We start from the raw sequence: 20,904 nt of genomic DNA, 5'->3' as shown, positions 1-20,904 counted from the left end.
ATTATCTCCTAAAATTAAAGAAAAATATCATCAGTATCATACTTTTTTCAAAAAAAACACAATTACAAGCTAGATTCGTAAGCTTCCCAAGCCTTTTTTCTATAAATTGATGCAATTTTTATGGGATTATCAGACTGATAAATCCCTTTTCCAACAATAATAAAGTCACTTCCTTTTTTTTGAAATGCAGTTTTAGGAGTCATATAAGTATTTCCTAATTTTTGTTCTTCATACAAATGAATTCCCGGCGTAAATAACAGTAATCGATTATCTACTTTTCTTTGTGCGACAGTGCCAATAACTTTTGAATTTTTTAAAGAAATATCTAATGCATTTCGTACATAGTTGTCATTAAACAAATTCCCGTAAGAAGACATTTCAGATATAGTAATTAAACCTATATTAGGAGGGATATTCAGTGTTTTTATACTTTGTCTTCCTGATAGGACATGTACCGTAATAATATCTGCCCAGGAAGATATTTTATGCATTCCGTAATGAAATTGAAGAAAATTGGTATGTCCTACATCACAAAATTTTCTATCTTCAAATAATAAAAATTTTTTTTCTATCGAAATTTCTTTTATTTTTCTAATAAAAGATGGAGAAAAATCAGTGATAATGTCGACGTGTAATTTTAATACACAGATCATATCTCCAATGAGATGGATTAATTTTAATATTTTATTTGACTCTGTTAAATCTGCAGAAAATATCAGATTCGTTTTTTTTTCCAATGTTATTTCAATAAGTTTTTTTGCTATAGGATGGGGAATTTTTTTTTTTTTTTCTTCATAAGATTTTCGTTTATAAAAACTTCCATTATCTTTTTTCATGATAAATAATCGCATAGTTTGCAATTCTTTTTCTTTTAAAAAATTTTTCTTTTCTAATATTTTGAATATGTTTTCTATACGAAATAATGTTTGTATTTTGTATCCTTTTTTCTTTATATGTTCCAAACCTCCTTGTTCTCTATCAAGAATAGTCACTATTTGTTTTACAATTAACCCTTCCGATTCAATGTCTTCAATGGTTTCTAATAAACTATCTCCACTTGTAATCACATCTTCTAAAAGTAAACATTGTTGTCCTTTTTTATAAATTCCTTCAATCATTCGCTGCGTTCCGTATCCTTTATTTTCTTTTCTCTTAATAATTAAAGGAATTTTTGATTGTATAGATAGTGCCGTAGCTATAGGTAATGCAGCATATGGAACTCCACAAATTAATTCAAAGTTGGAATGAGATATTTCATATAAAATTAAATCTGAAAGTTTTATTAATAAATCTGGACAAGAGGCTACAGGTCGAAAATCAATGTACATTGGAGTGTGTATTCCACTTTTCAAAAGAAAATCTCCAAATTTTATAATTCCCAATTTGTAAATTTTTAAAAAAAAATGTTCTTTTTTTTTCATCACTCAACCTAACTGTTTATACAAAGTTAAATTTTTTGTTATATTATAATTATGGAAAAAATAGACATATCTTCTAATATAAAAGGAATCCATCTTTCGTCATGCATCATGAATGCTTCTGGAGCATTATGTAGTTCTGAGAAAGAATTATTAAATTTGATGAACAGCTCTTCTGGAGCATTGATTACAAAAAGTTGTACCTATTATCCGAGAATAGGAAATGAGAAACCAAGATATTTTGAATGGAGCATCGGAAGTATAAATTCTATGGGATTACCCAATTTAGGAATTGATTTTTACATAGATTTTTTTGAGAAAAAAGATATTAATAAACCTATTTTTCTTTCAATATCGGGATTTTCAATGGAAGAAAATATTTCAATTCTCAAAAAATCTAATCGATCTTCAAAAATCACGGCTATAGAATTAAATTTATCTTGTCCAAATAACAATATTGAAATATTAGGATATAACCTTAAAAAAGTTGTTCAATTTTTAACGTATGTATTTCATATTAGCAAAAAACCTATTGGAGTAAAATTACCTCCATATTTTACAGATAGACATATAAAAAATATGTCTTCTATACTGAATCAATTTCCGATTTCTTTTGTTACTTGTGTTAACAGTGTTCCTAATGGAATGTATATTGATATTGAAAAAGAATCCGTTATTATACGGCCAAATCAAGGATTTGGAGGAATAGGTGGAAAAATGATCAAACCATTTGCATTATCAAATATTTCTAAATTTTATTCTTATCTCAAGAAAAATATTTCTATAATAGGATGTGGAGGAATCTCCTCAGGAAAGGACATTTTCGAACATATATTATGTGGAGCGAATGCTGTACAAATTGGTACAAAATTTATTAACGAAGGAATTACTGTTTTTGATCGATTAAGAAAAGAATTAATTGAATTTTTGGAAAAAAAAAATTATAAATCTATTAATGATTTTAAAGGAAAACTAAAAACTATTGATAAGTAGGATAAAAATTTTTCAATAAGATTTAGAAAAAACTACTCTTTGTTGCGAAACTCTACCAGAATAGATACAATGTCCTTGTTTTTTGCCATAAGAAAAAGGAATACATCTTATCGTTGCTTCTGTCTCTTTCTGAATTTTTTTTAACGTTTCATCAGTACCATCCCAGTGAGATAATATAAATCCACCTGGACCATTTAATTGTTCTTTAAATTTTTGATATTGATCAATTTGAATAATGGATTGTTGAGTTCGTACCAAAGATTTTTCGTATAAATTATTTTGAATTTTTTCAAGAAGTTTTATAATGATATTATGTATTTTATCTATTACAATAGATCTTTTTTCATGAGTATCTCTCCTAACAATTTCTATTATTTTACTTTTTATTTCTTTCAATCCAATATGAATTCTTATAGGAATTCCTTTCATTTCATATTCATGAAATTTCCATCCCGGTGTAAATTGCTTTCTTTGATCATATTTTACACGTATTTTTTGTTTTTCTAAACAATGTAAAATAGTTGTTGATAATTCATCAATTAGGTGATCTTTTATGTTTTTATGATAGATTGGAATAATAACTACTTGTATAGGAGCAATTTTAGGAGGAATAATAAGACCCATATCATCAGCATGTGACATTATCAATCCACCTATTAATCTTGTCGATGTTCCCCAAGAAGTCCCCCATGCATAATGTTTAGTTCCATCATAATTTGTGAATTTAACATTAAATGCTTTTGAAAAATTTTGTCCTAAAAAATGAGAGGTTGCCATCTGTAAGGATTTTCCGTCTTGCATAAGGGCTTCTATACAAAAAGTCATTTTTGATCCTTGAAATTTTTCTGTATGAGGTTTTATCCCTTTTATAACAGGAATAGCAAGAAAATTTTTAGAAAAATTTGTATAAACATTTAACATTTTTTCTGTTTCTTTGAAAGCCTCTTCTTTAGTAGCATGTGCAGTATGTCCTTCTTGCCATAAAAATTCAGAATTTCTAAGAAATAATCTATTGCGCATTTCCCATCTTACTGCATTTCCCCACTGATTTAATAATATTGGTAAATCTCTGTAAGATTGAATCCAACGTTGATAAGTATTCCATACAATACTTTCAGAAGTTGGTCGTATCACTAATTCTTCTCGTAATTTTGATTGGTAGTCTACGACAAGATGTTTTTCTTTTTCATTTTTTTTTATTCTAGAATGAGTAACTACGGCACATCCTTCAGAAAAAATTTCCATATGTTCTTTTTCTTTTTCAAGAAAAGACTTTGGAATTAATAAAGGAAAATATACATTTTCATGCCCTGTATTTTTTAAAATTTTATCTAACTCATTTTTTATTATTTCCCACAATGCATATCCATAGGGTTTAATAATCATAAATCCACGAACTCCAGAATATTCTGCTAATTCTGATTTTTCAATAATCTCATGATACCATTTAGAATAATTTTTTTTTCGTGTACTTTTCATGTAAATATTTACCTTAAACTTAAATATATAGAAAATTATTCAACACCTTTAATTTTATTTATAAATTAGTGTGATTATAATTTTTAGTTGAATTTCATAATTATGGCACATCCAAAAAGGAAAAAATCAAAATCAAAAAAGAATAAAAGAAGAAGTCATTTTAAAATAAAAAGTCCCCTTTTAGTTAAGTGTCAATTAACTAAAAAAAAACATTTATATCATCATGCGTATTGGTATGGAAATAAACTCTACTATAGAGGGAGAATAGTTTTATATAAAAAGAAATATGAAGAACTTTGATCCCTTTAAGGAAATAAAATATGGATGATACAAAAAAAATTCAATGTATTTTAAAGTTTATCGAGAAATTAAATATAGATGAAGTCAGGATTCGTACAGAAAAAATGGAGATTTATGTAAAAAAAAATATTTATAAAAAAATATTATATCACCTTTCACATCAACATAATGATGAAGATCATTATTTAAAATCTCAATATAAAAAAAAAAATATTGATAAACAATATTTAACAATTAAATCTCCTATGATTGGCACATTTTATAGAAAATCTCATCCAGATAAGGAACCTTTTGTAAAAATAGGAGATAATATAAAAATAGGACAAAAATTATGTGTTATAGAATCCATGAAATTATTTAATGATATAGAATCAGAATTCAATGGAAAACTTATTAAAATTTTTGTAGAAGATGCAAATCCTGTTGATTATGATCAACCTTTATTTCTTTTAGATCCCAATGATTAATGATTATGTTATGTTTAATAAAATATTAATAGCAAATCGTGGAGAGATTGCCTTACGTATTATACGAACTGCAAAAGAAATTGGAATACAAACTGTCGCAGTATATTCAACGGAAGACAAGCATAGTCTACATGTCTATTTTGCGGATGAAGCTGTTTGCATTGGGCCTTCCGATCCCTATCAATCTTATTTAAACATTCCTAATTTAATATCTGCAGCGGAGATTACAAATGCCGATGCAATACATCCTGGTTATGGATTTTTATCCGAGGATCCGTACTTTTCTTCTATGTGCGAAAAGCATAGAATTATTTTTATAGGGGCAAAGCCTCATCATATGGTACAAATGGGAAATAAAATTTTAGCAAAACAAACTATGTATAATGCTGGAATTCCATGTATTCCAGGTTCATTATGCTTGAAAGGATTGTCTTTCATAGAAATAGAAAAACAAGCGGATGAAATAGGATATCCTATTGTTATTAAATCTGTTTTTGGAGGAGGAGGAAGAGGAATACGATCTGTTTTACAAAAAAATCAATTAAAAAGTTCTTTAGAAGATGCCAAAAAAGAATCATATGCATGTTTTGGAAAAGAAGATATTTATATAGAGAAATATCTTTTAGATCCACGTCATATTGAAATACAAATTATAAGTGATAAATACGGAAATGTACGCTATTTTTACGAGAGAGATTGTTCTATTCAAAGAAGAAATCAAAAATTAATAGAAGAAACTCCTTCTCCATTTTTAAATTCTTCTTTAAGAAAAAGAATGGGAGATCAATCGATAAAAGCAATTCAATATATGCGTTATGAAGGAGTGGGAACTATAGAATTTTTGGTTGATGAGAAAAAAAATTTTTATTTTATGGAAATGAATCCAAGGATTCAAGTAGAACATACTATAACAGAGGAAATTACAGGTTTAGATTTAATCAAAGAACAAATTTTCATAGCATATGGAAAAAAAATTTATAAAAAAAAAATTATTCACAATCAAATGCATTCTATTGAATGTAGAATTAACGCAGAGAATCCATTAAAAAATTTTCAACCTATTTCCGGAACAATTACAAAACTTCATTTACCAGGTGGAAAAGGAGTGCGTATTGATACTCATATTTATTCTGGATATGGTGTCTCACATTATTATGATTCAATGATTGCTAAATTAATTGCAACATCCAATAATAGAAAAGAAACAATTGAAAAAATGAAACGTGCTTTAGAAGAATTTGTTATAGAAGGAATTCCTACAACAATTCCATTTTATAGTCGTATTATGAGTTACCACGATTTTGTAATAGGAGATTACAATATAAATTTTCTTCAAGAAAAAAATTTAAATTTTTTTTTATACAATCATTGAAAGGATTGGTTATATTCAAAATGCTTTAAATGATCAATCATTTCTTGAATATTTCCGTTCATAAAATTTGTAAGATTATACATAGATTTCTTAATTCTATGATCAGTCACTCTATTTTTCGGATAATTGTAAGTACGTATTTTTACAGAACGATCTCCTGTTAGAACAAGAGATTTTCTTTCCATTGATCTGTTTTTTAAAATTTTATCTATTTTGGATCTATAAAGTCTTGATTTTAAAATACGAATAGCTTTTTCAAAATTTTTATGTTGTGATCTTTCTTCTTGACATTCTACTGTAATTTTACTAGGAATATGAGTAAGTCTGACAGCGGATTCTGTTTTGTTTACATGTTGTCCACCTGCTCCACTAGATCGGAAAGTATCTTTTTTCACTTCGTTGAAATTAATATTTATCTTAATGTTTTCTATTTTTGGAAGAACGGCTACAGTGATTGCAGACGTATGAATTCTACCTTGAGATTCAGTTTGAGGTATTCTTTGTACTCTATGAACTCCAGATTCAAATTTTAGATTTTCATATACTTCCTTTTCTCCATCTACTTCTAAAATTATTTCTTTATATCCTTTTATGTTTCCTTTTTGAAGATGTAATGGTTTATAATACCATCCGATTTTTTTAAAATACATGGTGTACATACGTAATATGTCTTCTACAAAAAGACATGCCTCACTTCCTCCTGTTCCTGAACGAATTTCTAATAGAACATTTCGACCATAATCTTCATATGTTTTTTTTTTATCTTTCTCAATAAGAAAAATATGAATTTTTTTTTTTAAACTATTTAACTGAGATATAATATTTTGTTTTTCTTCATAAGCTAATTTTTTCATTTCTTCATCTAAATCATTTTTTAAAATAAAATTAGCTTCTTTTAAAGAAGAATTTTTTTTTTTATATTCTTTGTATAAAGAAAGAATTTTCTCTATGTTTAGGTACTTTTTAAAAAGTATTTTATATTTTTTTGGATTGGATAATACACTTTTTTTTGTCGTTTCTTCATGAAGAGAGATAAATTCTTTTTTACATTTTTCTAATTTTTCTATTAACTGTTTATCATTCATAATTATCCAAATATATTTTTTTATTCTAACGTATTCTATCCATAGAATTAATCATTTTAATATCTTCATTTATATATTTATTAGATTTATGAAATAATAAAATGTTACAAATACATAGAAATAAAAACAAAAGAATTTTTTTTGTAAAAAAAAATAAATAGTTATAATTATATAAATAAATACTCATAAGAAGTATATTCATACTAATATTTAAAAGTATATTTGTTTTGTTTAAGGAAATTTGCACCTTTTGTTTTTTAAAACAACAGATACTTAAAAAAGATAAAATTGTACATACTGATACGATGATCAAAAGAATTTCTATTATGGGATTCCAAAGATCTATTTTGTATAGGAAAAATAAAATTATGGAATAAATTAAAATAGATGCAAATAAATATAATGTTTGTATTCTGTATATCATATTAAATTATTTAATAATTTTTATTTAAGTTCAATTTAATTTTTTGTATTTTACGTAATTACTATCCATTTACTATATAACCGAATGATTGTATGTTTGATATCACTGAATTAAAAAGTAAAAAACTTTTTGAACTACAGGAAATTGCTCGTTCTTCAGGTTTGAAGAAATGTACACAATTACGAAAAAACGAGCTTCTTGAAAAAATTATTTCTATTCTGAATAAAAAGATCTCTATTAATTCGTCTTCAAAGTTGAAGAAAGAAGATTCTGAAAAGAAAGAATTTAATACACAAAAAAATGTTAATAATCAAAATATATTTAATGAAACAAACAAAACAAATGTAAAGAAATATCCGAATAAAGAACATCAGATAAATACATCAAAAAAAATATCTGAAGAATCTTCTAAATCTCATAAAAAATATCCCTATTATTCCCATTCTAAATGGAAAAAAAATGAACGATCGGAATCATATGCTAGTGGTAGTACAGAGAATATTACAAAAAATAGCAAGAATAGCAAATTATCTAATAAATATAGATCTCCTGAATATGAGTTTGAAGGTATCATCATTAGTGAAGGGGTTTTAGAAATAATGCCAGAAAATTATGGATTTTTAAGATCATCTGATTTTAATTATCTATCATCTCCTGACGATATTTATGTGTCCCAATCACAAATAAGACTTTTTGGGATGAAAACAGGAGATACAATTAGAGGAGAAGTACGTCCTCCTAAAGAGGGAGAAAAATATTTTCCTCTGATTAAAATTCTTGAAATTAATGGACGTTCTCCTTCTTTTGTAAGAGGAAGAAATTCTTTTGAACATTTAACTCCATTGTTTCCTAATGAGAAATTTCAGTTAGCTAAAAAAAATGCGACTCTATCTACAAGAATTGTTGATCTTTTTACTCCTATAGGAAAAGGACAGAGAGGGATGATTGTAGCTCCTCCTAAAACAGGAAAAACTACGTTATTAAAAGAAATAGCGAATGCTATTGCAGCAAATCATCAAGAAGTATACTTAATTATTTTATTAATTGATGAAAGACCAGAAGAAGTAACGGATATGCAAAGGAATGTGAAAGGAGAAGTTATAGCCTCAACATTCGATGAACCTGCGGATAGACATGTTAAAGTGGCTAATATTGTTTTACAAAAAGCAAAGAGAATGGTTGAATGTTCTCATGACGTAGTCATATTATTAGATTCGATTACCCGTTTAGCACGTGCTTATAATACGGTTGCACCAGCTTCTGGAAAAGTATTATCAGGAGGAGTTGATGCGAATGCTTTACATCGACCTAAAAGATTTTTTGGTGCTGCAAGAAATATAGAAAACGGAGGATCTTTATCTATTATTGCTACGGCCATGATTGATACAGGGTCAAAAATGGATGAAGTGATTTTTGAAGAATTTAAAGGAACAGGAAATAAAGAACTTCAATTAGATAGAAAAATAGCTAATAAACGAATTTATCCTGCGATTGATCTTGTTTCTTCAAGCACGAGAAAAGATGATTTATTATTAGATACTAATACCTTACAAAGGATGTGGATTCTAAGAAAACATCTTTCAGATATGAATCCAGTAGAAGCAATGGAATTTTTAAGATCCAGAATGTCTAGAACTCAAAATAATGAAGAATTTTTAATATCTATGAATGGATAATCATTTTTTCATTTTGAAAAATTTGATTTTGTACATGAAAAATATTATATTACAATTATCGCGGGGTGGAGCAGTTGGTAGCTCGTCGGGCTCATAACCCGAAGGTCATAGGTTCGAGTCCTATTCCCGCCATTTTTTTCCATCATCTTTTTGATAAAGATCTCTTTTATTTTATGTATTACTTATTTTTGATTATTTCCTTTTTTTTTTATTTTTTCTTTATGCTTATTGGTTTCGATCGTTCATAAAAAATGAATTCATAGATCAAAAAAATGAAAATCAAAACTTACAACAAGTTTATGAAAAAAATTTACATAGTTCTTTAAAAGAATTTAAAGAATTGTGGTTGAACAATCATTTTCATATGTTCAATAATATTAAACATGAAATTCGTTTTGAAATTGAAAAACAGTCGAAAAAAATAGATAATCTTTATGAAGAACATAAAAAAATTGTTATTTTTTTAGAAAAAAATTTAGAGGAAATTAAACATTCTGTAAATAATAAGCTTCAGAAATCTATTAATTTCCATCTTGGAAAATCTTTTGAAATTATTGGCAATCAACTTTTATGTCTACAGAAAGGATTAGGAGAAATGAAACTTTTATCTCAAGATGTTGGAGATTTAAAAAAAACACTCAATCATGTAAAAATATGTGGAAATTTTAGTGAAATGCAACTTTCTATGTTGTTGGAACAAATTTTATCTCCAGAACAATACGATTCAAATGTAATCACGAAATCTAATACAAATTTTGTGGTAGAATTTGCGATCAAACTTCCAGGAAATGGAAAGAAAAATATTTGGTTACCCATTGATGTAAAATTTCCAAAGGAAACATATGAGAAACTACAAAAATCTTATTCTGAAGGAAATAAAAAATCTATAGATTCTGCAATAAAAAATTTAGAATCTGTATTGAAGAAAATGTCTAAAAATATTCAAGAAAAATATATAGATCCACCAAATACCACTGATTTTGCTATTTTATTCCTTCCTTTTGAGGGAATCTATGCGGAGATTACAAAAAATTCAGGATTGTTAGAAGAATTATTAAGAAAGTATAAAACCGTTATTGCTGGTCCATCCACTTTAGCTGCTTTATTGAATAGTTTACAAATTGGATTTCGAACATTAGCTATACAAAAACGAACGTCTGAAGTTTGGATTGTATTAGAATCTGTAAAACAAGAATTCTCTAAGTTTGGATTGTTACTTCATCAAGCAAAGAATAAATTACAAGGAGCTACGAATGATATAGATAAACTGTTGGGAGCAAAAAGACATTTAATAGAAAAAAAATTAAAAGATATAGAAAATTGTTAATGAATAACGGAGAGAAAGGGATTCGAACCCTTGACAAATTTTTTTATGTACACGCTTTCCAGACGTGCGCCTTAAACCACTCGGCCATCTCTCCTTAAACAAAAAAGTGAAACTATAAGCCGGATTCTGTTTTACATGAATATCTTAATTCATAATTCATCCTATCATTTATCTTGAATTTAGGTTACCCAAAATTTCTATCTGCCTACCCCCCGGGATTAACAACTGAGCAATTTTCCGGTATACATGGCATTTCACCACATAGAGTTTACATGATTTCACTACAGATTTATTCTATTCTGTACATTCTTTCTGTTGCACTATTCCTCATCTTTCGATGGATGGGAATTACCCATTATGCTGCTCAATGGTGTCCGGACTTTCCTCATTTTATAAAAAAAACGCGATAGGACATTTCACTTTATTATTTTTGTAAATTACAATAGACATGATCAACATCATCATCTAATTGAATTTTTTCTATTAAATTTAACACTTTTTCTTTTTTATTATTTGATAAATATCGAACCTCTTTTGGAATACGTTTTAATTTACATGCATGGAATATATTTAATCGTTCTAAATTATTTTTCATACATCCAAAATATTCAATCTTTGTATATATATAAATTTTATTGTTTTTTTCAAAAAAATCATTTGCTCCAAAATCAATCATCATAAGTTCAAATTCCTCTATAGAATTGGGAATATTTTTTTTTTTTATTAGAAAAGATCCCACTCGATTGAAAAAATGTGAAAGTTCTCCATGTTTACATAATGTTCCTCCACTTTTATTAAAAAAAGTTTTTATATTTGAAATGGTTCTAATATTGTTATCTGTTAAACACTCGATAATCATGCTAATTCCGTGAATTTTTCCTTCTAAATTCAATGGAATAAAGTTATTATTTTTTTTTTGTAGAGCTTTCTCAATAGTTCTTTCTATGGTTTTTTTTGGAATATTTAAAGATTTTGCATTAACAATAGCATTTTTGAAATGAAAATTATTTATACCTGATTGTTTTACTGCGATAAATATTTCTTTAATACATTTTGAAAATTTTTTAGATTTTTGAAAATCTTTATTCTGTTTTCTATGTTGTATATTCGACCATTTACTGTGTCCTGACATGAAATGTCTTTCTTTTTTTTTATCTTTAATAATTTATTAAAAAAATTTTATTATGTCAAAAGTATGTGAATTAACAGGAAAAAAAATGATGATTGGAAATCATATTTCTCATGCCCATAATAAAAATAAACGTCGTTTTAATATAAATTTTAGAAAAAAACGTTTTTTTTTAGAAAAAGAAAAAAAATGGATTACATTGAGAGTGTGTGTTTCTACTATGAAAATGATTGATAAAATAGGAATTGAACGTGCGTTAAAAAGATTTAAAAATAAGCGAATTAAATAAAATATGGGAAAAAAAGGAAATAGGATTCAAGTGATATTGGAATGTACTGAAAAAGATAAAAAAAAGTGTCATGGAATTTCTAGATATATCACAACAAAAAATAAAAAAAACACTCCAAATAGAATTGTATTGAAAAAATACAATCCAATATTAAGAAAACACACAATACATAAAGAAATTAAATGATATCTAAAAAAAAATTAGAAAAAAATCAAAAAAAAGAAGAAAGCAATAAAATGGTTTTAGCTATTAAAATGTTTAAAAGAAAAAAAAAACATGATAACACCTATTCTTATAAATTCGAGAAAAAAATTATTTCCGAAAAAGAAGTAAAAAAATTTTTTTTAGAAGAATAATTTTTTAAAAAAATTAAATGAAATTTCTTATAGACTCATAAAAATGAAAGGAAATACATTTTTTTCTAAAATAAAAAATTTTTTTTCTAAAAAATACGAAATCAGGATTCAAGATATAGATGAAATAGAAAATCTATTACTCTCTTCAGATATAGGAACAAAAACTACTATAGAAATTATAAATAGTTTAGAAGAAAAAATTAAGAAAAATCAAGGAAATTCAAAAAATTTATACGAATTTCTAAAGGATGAAATACAAAATGTATTCTCAAACATTCACAATGAATGTTTGTCTATAAGTATTAAAAAAAATAAAAAACCATTTGTTATTTTAATAGTAGGAGTGAATGGGGTTGGAAAAACGACAACGGTAGGAAAATTAGCCTTTTTTTTCAAGAAAAAAGGATTTTCTTCGATTATAGGTGCATCAGATACTTTTCGAGAAGCTGCGATAGAACAACTTGAGATATGGGCTAATAGAGCCAATGTTCCCATTGTCAAACAACAACTTCGATCTGATCCCGCTTCAGTTGCCTATGATACTGTACAATCAGCGATATCAAAAAATATTGATGTAGCAATTATTGATACCGCTGGTCGTTTACATAATCGCGTAAGTCTTATGAATGAACTTTCTAAAATTAGAAGAGTTATTAAAAAAATACTGGGGTATCATCCAAATGAAACTATTCTTATTTTAGATGGAACAATAGGACAAAATGCTTTAGAACAAGTAAGAAAATTTCTTGATTTTGTAAAAATATCATCAATTATTTTAACCAAAATGGAAGGTACAGCTAAAGGAGGGATTATTATTAGTATATCAAATTCTTACAAATTGCCTATCCGTTATATGGGATTAGGAGAAAAAATAGAAGATTTAAAGATTTTTGATCAAGAAAAATTTATTAATTCTCTTTTCAAAAAATTGTAATTTATGATTAAAATTAAAATTTTTTATGGATAAAAATAAGATTAGTGTTACTTCCGAAAATATATTTCCTATTATAAAAAAATTTCTTTATTCTAATCAAGAAATTTTTTTGCGTGAACTTGTATCCAATGCCGTAGATTCCATAACAAAATTAAAGACAATATCGAACATTTCAAAAGTAGAAGATATCGTCAATAATTTGAAAATAAATGTGTTTATCGATAATGAAAAAAAAGAAATTCACATTATTGATAATGGAATTGGAATGAATGAAAAGGAGATAAAAAAATATATTAATCAGATTGCTTTTTCTGGAGCAGAAGAATTTATTCAAAAACATAAAGAGACTTCGTCAGAAATCATAGGAAATTTTGGACTAGGATTTTATTCGTCTTTTATGGTATCGGATAAAGTAATGATTTTTTCACAATCTTACAAACCGGAATATCCTTCAATATTCTGGTCTTGTGATGGAACTCCAAAATTTTTCATGAAAGAGGTTGAAAAAAGAAATAGAGGAACGGAAATTATCTTATGTATTGGAGAAAAATATAAAGAATTTCTAGAATATGATCGCATACTCAAAATATTAAAAAAATATTGTAGATTCATGCCAGTGGAAATTTATATTTCTTCAAAAAAAGAAAAGGAATTTCTTGTTAATAATCCATTTCCTCTTTGGAAAAAAAATCCCTCTCAACTGAGAGAAGGGAAATATTTAACATTTTATAAAGAATTATATCCTCATAAAGAAAATCCTCTTTTTTGGGTCCATCTAAACATAGATCATCCTTTTAGTTTACAAGGAATTTTATTTTTTCCAAAACTAGAAAGAAAATTTGATTTTCAAAAAGAAAAAATACATTTGTATCAAAATCAAGTATATATTACAGATAATTTAGAAGGAATTGTACCGGAATTTCTAAGTTTTTTAATAGGGGTAATAGACTCTCCAAATATTCCTCTTAACGTTTCTCGTTCACATCTTCAGTCAGACAATTCCATAATCAATATTTCTAAATATATAGTTCGAAAAGTTTCAGATAAATTAAATTTCATTTTTACAAATGACCGAGTCGATTTTCAAAAAAAATGGAAGGATATTAAAATGATAGTAGAATATGGGATGATTACTACACAACATTTTTTTGATAAAGCGATCAATTTCTATTTGTTCCAAACAGTAGATAAGATATTTTATACATTCGATGAGTTCAAAAATCAAATAATAGAAAAACATAAGGATAAATATGGAAAGATGATTGTACTTTATGCATCAAATATAAATGAACAGTATAGTTATATTCAAAGTGCAAAAAATAAAACATATGAGGTATTATTATTGGATTCTCCTCTTTCAGTTCATTTAATTCAAAAATTTGAAATGTCCTTTAAAGATCTTTCTTTTGTAAGAATTGATTCAGATCATATTGATAAATTAATTCTTAAAGATAAGAAAATTCAACTTCCATCTATTATTTCTGAAATGGATCAAAAAAGATTAATAAGTTTTATTAAGAAATATTCTATAGAAAATATCAATTTTCATAACATTGATATAATAGAACATCTTTCTGAAAAAGAAGATCCATTTTTAATTGTTGTTCCTGAGTTCTTAAGAAGAATTAAAGAAATGAATGATTTTAGCACAAAAAATAACATTTCTGATAACGATTTAGATAAAAATTATCAATTAATAGTAAATCCTAATCATCTTATCGTAAAAAAAATATTACAGGAAATTCTTCCAGAAGAAAAACGTATAAAAATTCTACAAAATGCATTAAAATTAACTCTTTTATCAAAAAATTTATTGAAAGGAAAAAATCTTTCTTCTTTTGTTTCAGAAAAATTTAAAGAATTGGTAAATCATTAATTCTTTTTATTAAACTTTTTTAATTTTACACCTGTAAATATTTTTTTCGTATATAAAGGGAAATTCGAATTTTGTATCCATCCATAATAATGAGGATTTTTTTCAAATATTTCTATAACTCTTTTCCCTTTATATTTTCCAAAATTGAATATCTCGTTTCCATCATTGTCTATTTTAATAAAACCAGCTAGATCCGCAATGTTTTTTTGATAAGAAAATTGATTGAGACTTTTCACATCTTTTTTTAAATTTTCATATTTTTCTAATTGTGCCATTAATATTTCATATGTTGCAAAAACATCGGCTTTTGAACTATGTGCTTTTGTTAGTGTTTTTTTGCAAAAGAATTTATAAGCAGCAGATAATGTTCTCGGTTCCATTTTATGAAAAATAACTTGTACATCTATGGTTTTATGTTTTGTGATATCGAAAGAAATTCCTGCTCTTAACATTTCTTCCGCTAAAATAGGTATATCAAATCTGTTTGAGTTATATCCTGCTAAATCAGTATGTTCAATCATCCTAAATATTGAAGATGCAACGTCTTTAAATTTTAATTTTCCTTCTACATCTTTGTTTGTAATTCCATGAATATCTGTAGATTGTTGAGGTATTGGAATTCCAGGACATACTAGCCATGTTTTATGTTCTTGATCATTATTAGGAAATACTTTTAGAATAGATATTTCTATAATTCTATCTTTTCCTATGTCAATTCCTGTTGCTTCTATATCAAAAAAACAAATAGGTCGATAAATTTTTAATTTCATATTTTTTTATTTTTGTAAAAATAAAAATATTTAATAAGAAAAATCATGTGTTTTCAAATATTTCATAAAATTGATTTCATCAAAAATTTTTTTAAATATTTATTATTTATTCAATTATAAGAAATAAATGATTAAACTATTTTATGAAATTGTCTACTTTCATTTTGTGAATGAACCCTTATTTCTTCAAGAAATTTCCATTGTTTTAAAAAACGAAAATAAATGTATCGGAGATATCAATTATATATTCTGTTGTGATCATTATCTATTAAAAATAAATAATAAATATTTAAAAAAAAATTTTTATACCGATGTGATTGCTTTTGATTATTCAAAAGGAAAATTTGTATCAGGAGATATTTTTATTAGTATAGATCGCGTTTTAGATAATTCTTCCATATGGAACTATATTTTTTTTTATGAATTGAAAAGAGTAATGATCCATGCATTATTGCATTTTTTAGGATATAATGATCAAAAAGAAGAAGAAAAAAAAATTATGAAAAATAAGGAGAATTTTTATTTACATTTATTGAAATATTAAAAATATTTTATGTTTTCAGACGTATACGATGTAATTGTAGTTGGTGGAGGACATGCAGGAATAGAAGCGGCTCACGCATCAGCAAAAATGGGTGGGAAAACTCTTCTTATTACAACAAATTTACAAACAATAGGAAAAATGTCTTGCAATCCTGCGATGGGAGGAATTGCAAAGGGTCAAATCATCAGAGAAATAGATGCTTTAGGAGGATATTCAGGAATTGTTACGGATCATAGTACCATACAATTTAGAATGTTAAATAAATCTAAAGGTCCAGCCATGTGGAGTCCAAGGGCTCAATGTGATAGGAAATTATTTGCTTTCTATTGGAGATATTTGTTAGAAAAAAATATAAAATTAGATTTATACCAAGATACAGTAAAATCACTTATTATAAGCAAATATAAAGTGAAAGGTGTAGTCACGGTTTTGGGAATGAAGATTCCATCTCATACCGTAATTTTAACAAACGGAACGTTTTTAAATGGAAGAGTCCATATTGGAAAAAACATAATTAAAGGAGGAAGATTATCGGAAAATGAGGTACAAGGAATTACGGAACAGTTAAGTACCTGTTTTAATATGAAATATGGAAGAATGAAAACTGGAACTTCTCCACGAGTAGATGGACGTTCTTTAAATTATCAAAAAATGGAAAAACAATATGGTGATGCTAATCCAAAAAAATTTTCTTTTTTTCATTCTTCGAAAAAATTACATCAACAATGTACCTGTTTTATTACATATACAAACAATAAAGTTCATCGTATATTGCGTAATAACATAGGATCATCTCCAATTTTCAATAAATCTATTGAAGGAATCAGTCCAAGATATTGTCCATCTATAGAAGAAAAAATTTTTAGATTTTATGATAAAAATCAACATCCTATTTTTGTTGAACCAGAAGGATGGAATACAGTAGAAATGTATGTTAATGGATTTTCTACTTCTTTTTCAGAAACAATTCAATATCAAGCTTTAAAAGAAATTCAAGGATTTGAAAAAGTAAAAATATTAAGACCAGGATATGCGGTAGAATATGATTATTTTCATCCGAATCAGTTAACATTAACATTAGAAAATAAATTTATAGAAAATCTTTTTTTTGCTGGACAAATAAATGGTACTACTGGATATGAAGAAGCTGCAGCACAAGGATTGATTGCTGGTATTAATGCTTTTTTAAAAATTCATGACAAAGAACCTTTAATTTTAAAAAGAAATGAGGCGTATATTGGTGTTTTAATAGATGATTTAGTAACAAAAGGGACAAAAGAACCTTACAGGATGTTCACATCGAGGGCAGAATATCGAATGTTATTACGACAAGATAATGCAGATGAAAGATTAAGTCATATTGGATACAAGATCGGATTAATCTCAAATAAGCATATAGAAATAGTAAAAGAAAAAAAAAGAAAAATTAATGAATGCATGTATTTATTTACCCATACATTTCTGGAACCCAAAGTTATTAATCCTTTTTTAAGGAAAAAAAAATCTCCTGAAATTGATTATAAAAAAAATATTAATCAGATATTATCTCGTGCTGAAATAAAGTTACAAGATATGAAAAGTATTTCATCAATCATGGATTCTTTCCATCAATTTGAACCAGAAGTATTAGAACAAGTTTTTATTCGAATCAAATATAAAGGATACATAGAAAGAGAACAAGAGAATGCAAAAAAATTATTAAGACTTGAAAATATTCCAATTCCAATTCATTTTGATTATAAAAAAGTACATTCGTTATCTAACGAAGCATTAGAAAAATTAAACTTTTACCGTCCAATTTCTTTGGGACAAGCTTCTAGAATTAGCGGAATATCTCCTTCTGACTTAAGTATTTTACTTATTTATATGGGAAGATGAGGATTTTTGTCTGATATTATCAAATATCTTTTTTGTAAGATATTTTTCTTTTGCAATCTTTTTTTTTAAATAAGATTGATGTAATAACATTTGATTATATATTTTATTGTATTGATAGTACATCAATAAAGAATTGCTATCAAAAAAAGATATCCATATAATAAATAAACAACTCATGAAAAAATACTTTCTCTTCCATAACAATTTCATGATTCGTTATTTTTTTATATCATTAAAAAATTTCATAATAATCCAATATACACTGAAAATAGATAAAAATATAATACACCAAAATCCTACAATAGTGAAAAACATAAAAATTAAAAAACCTAAAAATTTTATGAACATAAAATAAGTTATTATTTTTTGTATAATTTCGCAAAAAAAAAGAAATATGAATCATAGAGAAGAACGAGATACTTTAGGATCCATTCAAGTTCCTTACGATAAATATTGGGGTGCTCAAACAGAAAGATCTATAAGAAATTTTAGAATTGGACCAAAAGGATCCATGCCAATTGAAGTCATTCATGCCTTTGGATTATTAAAAAAAGCATCGGCTTATGTGAATTATCAAAAGGGTCTTTTATCAAGTGAAAAAAAACATCTTATATCCAAAGTTTGTGATGAAATTATAAATGGAAAGTTAGACGATCAATTTCCTTTAGTTATTTGGCAAACAGGTTCAGGGACACATACTAATATGAATATTAATGAAGTAATTTCTAATAGATCCCATGTTTTTATGGGAAAACATCTTGGGAAAGAAATACCATTCATTCATCCTAATGATGATGTGAATAAGTCTCAATCTTCCAATGATACTTTTTCTACAGCAATGCATATTGCTTCCTATAAAATATTAGTAGAAAAAACCATTCCTTCCGTTGAACATCTTAAAAATTCACTGAAAAAAAAATCTCATTTATTTAAGAATATTGTAAAAATAGGGAGAACTCATCTTATGGATGCTACTCCAATTACTTTAGGACAAGAGTTTTCTGGATATGTTTCACAAATTGATCATGGATTAAAGTTTTTAAAAACAACTTTGAATCACCTTTCTGAATTAGCTATAGGAGGAACAGCTGTTGGTACCGGATTGAATGCACCTAAAAATTATGATCTAGAGGTTACAAAATATTTATCGGAATGGACGGGATATCCATTTAAAGTTGCTAAAAATAAATTTGAATCAATTGCATCTCATGACGCTATAGTAGAATCACATAGTGCGATCAAACAGATCGCAGTATCTTTGATTAAAATATCCAATGATATTCGTTTTTTATCATCTGGTCCACGTTCAGGAATAGGAGAAATTTATATACCAGAAAATGAACCAGGATCTTCTATTATGCCGGGAAAAATAAATCCGACTCAATGTGAAAGTATGATTATGGTTTGTACACAAATTATAGGAAATGATGTTTCTATATCAATAGCCGGTGCTTCAGGTAATTATGAATTAAATGTTTGTAAACCTTTATTAATATATAATTTTTTACAATCTTCTAAGTTGCTTTCAGATTCTTGTTTGTCCTTTTCATCTTTGTGTGTTGACGGAATTCGACCAAATCATGAAAGAATACAACATTTTGTAAACCAATCACTAATGTTAGTTACCTCTCTAAATAATTATATTGGTTATGAAAAATCAGCACATATAGCAAAATCAGCGTATCTTAATAATAGTACATTAAAAAAAGAAGCAATTCGTTTAGGATATTTAAATGCTGATACGTTTGATAAAATTGTCGATCCATCTAAAATGGTTTAATTTTTTTCCTAGGAAAAAAAAGATGATTTACATTATTTTCAATAATGTATGCAACTTTATCTTCTGACAAAGAATAAATTTCTGAAAGTTTTTTTAAGATGATTCTTATATTTCCTGGATCATTTCTTTTTCCCCTTAAAGGATGGGGAGAAAGATATGGAGAATCAGTCTCTAATAGAATATGATTTAAATCAATTTTTTTTAAAAAATGAACTATTTTGTTATTTTTAAAAGTAATAATCCCTCCAATTCCTAATTTCATTCCTATTTTAATGATTTTTAAGGCTTGTTCAAGATTTCCATTAAAACAATGAAATACTCCTTTTAAAGGGATATGATTTCCTTGAATAAGAATATTCAAAATTGTTTCGAAGGAGTTTCGACTATGAATAATAACAGGTAAATCCATTTGATTTGCCCATGTTAATTGTTGTTGAAATACATATTTTTGTTCCATTTCAAATTTTCGACTAACATGAAAATCTAATCCTATTTCTCCGACAGACAGAAACCTATATTTTTTCATATAATTTTGAATATTAGATAATTCTTGATCTAAATTTTTGTCATTTACATAATTAGGATGTAATCCAATCATAGGATAACATATATTAGGATATTTCTTATCGAATTGTATTATTTTTAGAATTGAATTGGAGTTAATAGAAGGAAGAAAAAATCTATGAATTCCTTTACATTGGCATTTGTTAATGATCGATTCTACATCGTGTTGAAATTCATCCATATATAAATGAGTATGAGTATCAGTAATTTTCATTATACTAATTAATTTAAATAAATAAAATT

21 protein-coding genes, 2 tRNA genes and 1 other RNA gene are annotated in these 20,904 nt (G+C 26.3%); 15 read left to right on the top strand and 9 right to left on the bottom strand.

What is annotated here, in order from left to right; genetic code table 11:
• Positions 1-62: 62 nt before the first annotated feature.
• Positions 63-1,421 carry an orotidine-5'-phosphate decarboxylase gene (gene pyrF, locus H0H42_RS00535; protein ID WP_185868595.1) on the bottom strand — a complete coding sequence of 453 codons (1,359 nt, stop codon included), beginning with the start codon at positions 1,419-1,421 and terminating at the stop codon, positions 63-65.
• 51 nt (positions 1,422-1,472) lie between these two features.
• On the opposite strand from pyrF, the gene H0H42_RS00530 reads away from it, so the two are divergent.
• Positions 1,473-2,411 carry a dihydroorotate oxidase gene (locus tag H0H42_RS00530; RefSeq protein WP_185868594.1) on the top strand — a complete coding sequence of 313 codons (939 nt, stop codon included), beginning with the start codon at positions 1,473-1,475 and terminating at the stop codon, positions 2,409-2,411.
• Positions 2,412-2,423: 12 nt separating this feature from the next.
• Here H0H42_RS00530 and proS read toward each other — a convergent pair whose 3' ends face one another.
• Positions 2,424-3,890, bottom strand: a complete 1,467-nt coding sequence (gene proS, locus H0H42_RS00525; protein ID WP_185868593.1) for a proline--tRNA ligase — start codon at positions 3,888-3,890, stop codon at positions 2,424-2,426.
• 102 nt (positions 3,891-3,992) lie between these two features.
• On the opposite strand from proS, the gene rpmF reads away from it, so the two are divergent.
• The 3 genes from rpmF to accC are packed head-to-tail and all read left to right on the top strand — an operon-like array spanning position 3,993 to position 6,029.
• Positions 3,993-4,190: a 50S ribosomal protein L32 gene (gene rpmF, locus H0H42_RS00520; RefSeq protein WP_185868592.1), complete on the top strand. Its 198-nt coding sequence runs from the start codon at positions 3,993-3,995 to the stop codon at positions 4,188-4,190.
• Between the two features lie 20 nt (positions 4,191-4,210).
• The gene (accB, locus tag H0H42_RS00515) at positions 4,211-4,657 is read left to right on the top strand and encodes an acetyl-CoA carboxylase biotin carboxyl carrier protein (protein ID WP_185868591.1); all 447 of its coding nucleotides are present in this window, start codon (positions 4,211-4,213) and stop codon (positions 4,655-4,657) included.
• A 10-nt stretch (positions 4,658-4,667) separates the two neighbouring features.
• Positions 4,668-6,029 carry an acetyl-CoA carboxylase biotin carboxylase subunit gene (gene accC / locus H0H42_RS00510; protein WP_185868590.1) on the top strand — a complete coding sequence of 454 codons (1,362 nt, stop codon included), beginning with the start codon at positions 4,668-4,670 and terminating at the stop codon, positions 6,027-6,029.
• On the opposite strand, the gene prfA is transcribed toward accC, so the two are convergent.
• Together prfA and H0H42_RS02770 are read right to left on the bottom strand one after the other, a co-directional pair.
• Entirely contained in the window at positions 6,023-7,114 is a 1,092-nt protein-coding gene (prfA, locus tag H0H42_RS00505) for a peptide chain release factor 1 (RefSeq protein ID WP_185868589.1), read from the bottom strand. The genes accC and prfA overlap by 7 nt on opposite strands.
• Positions 7,115-7,139: 25 nt before the next feature.
• Positions 7,140-7,538, bottom strand: coding sequence for a DUF4293 family protein (locus H0H42_RS02770; protein WP_185868588.1), 399 nt, complete (start codon positions 7,536-7,538; stop codon positions 7,140-7,142).
• Positions 7,539-7,630: 92 nt separating this feature from the next.
• On the opposite strand from H0H42_RS02770, the gene rho reads away from it, so the two are divergent.
• From rho to H0H42_RS00485, 3 genes are all read left to right on the top strand, one after another.
• Positions 7,631-9,214: a transcription termination factor Rho gene (rho, locus tag H0H42_RS00495; protein WP_185868587.1), complete on the top strand. Its 1,584-nt coding sequence runs from the start codon at positions 7,631-7,633 to the stop codon at positions 9,212-9,214.
• Between the two features lie 59 nt (positions 9,215-9,273).
• Positions 9,274-9,346: transfer RNA gene (locus H0H42_RS00490), tRNA-Met, on the top strand.
• Between the two features lie 232 nt (positions 9,347-9,578).
• Positions 9,579-10,541, top strand: a complete 963-nt coding sequence (locus H0H42_RS00485; RefSeq protein WP_223843697.1) for a DNA recombination protein RmuC — start codon at positions 9,579-9,581, stop codon at positions 10,539-10,541.
• A 7-nt stretch (positions 10,542-10,548) separates the two neighbouring features.
• Here H0H42_RS00485 and H0H42_RS00480 read toward each other — a convergent pair.
• From H0H42_RS00480 to H0H42_RS00470, 3 genes are all read right to left on the bottom strand, one after another.
• A tRNA-Ser gene (locus H0H42_RS00480) sits at positions 10,549-10,635 on the bottom strand.
• A 5-nt stretch (positions 10,636-10,640) separates the two neighbouring features.
• Positions 10,641-10,964: RNase P RNA component class A (gene rnpB / locus H0H42_RS00475), an RNA gene on the bottom strand.
• A gap of 1 nt (position 10,965) precedes the next feature.
• Entirely contained in the window at positions 10,966-11,673 is a 708-nt protein-coding gene (locus H0H42_RS00470) for a YebC/PmpR family DNA-binding transcriptional regulator (RefSeq protein ID WP_185868586.1), read from the bottom strand.
• Positions 11,674-11,725: 52 nt separating this feature from the next.
• Here H0H42_RS00470 and rpmB point away from each other — a divergent pair, with 52 nt between their 5' ends.
• From rpmB to htpG, 5 genes are read left to right on the top strand one after another with little or no spacing between them, the layout of a single operon-like run.
• A complete protein-coding gene (gene rpmB, locus H0H42_RS00465; RefSeq protein ID WP_185868585.1) occupies positions 11,726-11,959 on the top strand; it encodes a 50S ribosomal protein L28 in 234 nt (77 codons plus the stop codon).
• Between the two features lie 3 nt (positions 11,960-11,962).
• A complete protein-coding gene (rpmG, locus tag H0H42_RS00460) occupies positions 11,963-12,145 on the top strand; it encodes a 50S ribosomal protein L33 (RefSeq protein ID WP_185868584.1) in 183 nt (60 codons plus the stop codon).
• Positions 12,142-12,315: a DUF4295 domain-containing protein gene (locus tag H0H42_RS00455; RefSeq protein ID WP_185868583.1), complete on the top strand. Its 174-nt coding sequence runs from the start codon at positions 12,142-12,144 to the stop codon at positions 12,313-12,315. Before rpmG ends, H0H42_RS00455 begins: the two co-directional genes overlap by 4 nt.
• Before the next feature lie 43 nt (positions 12,316-12,358).
• The gene (gene ftsY, locus H0H42_RS00450; RefSeq protein WP_185868582.1) at positions 12,359-13,249 is read left to right on the top strand and encodes a signal recognition particle-docking protein FtsY; all 891 of its coding nucleotides are present in this window, start codon (positions 12,359-12,361) and stop codon (positions 13,247-13,249) included.
• 25 nt (positions 13,250-13,274) lie between these two features.
• Positions 13,275-15,125: a molecular chaperone HtpG gene (htpG, locus tag H0H42_RS00445; protein WP_185868581.1), complete on the top strand. Its 1,851-nt coding sequence runs from the start codon at positions 13,275-13,277 to the stop codon at positions 15,123-15,125.
• Here the strand turns inward: htpG and H0H42_RS00440 are convergent.
• Positions 15,122-15,895, bottom strand: coding sequence for a 3'-5' exonuclease (locus H0H42_RS00440; RefSeq protein ID WP_185868580.1), 774 nt, complete (start codon positions 15,893-15,895; stop codon positions 15,122-15,124). The two genes, htpG and H0H42_RS00440, sit on opposite strands and share 4 nt — an antisense overlap.
• Positions 15,896-16,061: 166 nt before the next feature.
• Between H0H42_RS00440 and ybeY the strand changes: the two genes are divergently transcribed.
• From ybeY to fumC, 3 genes are all read left to right on the top strand, one after another.
• Positions 16,062-16,439, top strand: a complete 378-nt coding sequence (gene ybeY, locus H0H42_RS00435; protein WP_317167332.1) for an rRNA maturation RNase YbeY — start codon at positions 16,062-16,064, stop codon at positions 16,437-16,439.
• A gap of 9 nt (positions 16,440-16,448) precedes the next feature.
• Positions 16,449-18,317: a tRNA uridine-5-carboxymethylaminomethyl(34) synthesis enzyme MnmG gene (mnmG, locus tag H0H42_RS00430; protein WP_185868578.1), complete on the top strand. Its 1,869-nt coding sequence runs from the start codon at positions 16,449-16,451 to the stop codon at positions 18,315-18,317.
• A gap of 394 nt (positions 18,318-18,711) precedes the next feature.
• Positions 18,712-20,097, top strand: coding sequence for a class II fumarate hydratase (gene fumC, locus H0H42_RS00425; RefSeq protein ID WP_185868577.1), 1,386 nt, complete (start codon positions 18,712-18,714; stop codon positions 20,095-20,097).
• Here fumC and H0H42_RS00420 read toward each other — a convergent pair.
• Positions 20,084-20,875: a TatD family hydrolase gene (locus H0H42_RS00420; protein WP_185868576.1), complete on the bottom strand. Its 792-nt coding sequence runs from the start codon at positions 20,873-20,875 to the stop codon at positions 20,084-20,086. The two genes, fumC and H0H42_RS00420, sit on opposite strands and share 14 nt — an antisense overlap.
• Positions 20,876-20,904: the final 29 nt, after the last annotated feature.

Origin of the sequence: Blattabacterium cuenoti (assembly GCF_014252275.1) — a bacterium.
In the GTDB taxonomy this organism is placed as follows: Bacteria; Bacteroidota; Bacteroidia; order Flavobacteriales; family Blattabacteriaceae; genus Blattabacterium; species Blattabacterium cuenoti_O.
The sequence above is the reverse complement of the archived record's forward strand: the minus strand, read 5'-3'. Positions and strand labels throughout refer to the sequence as shown.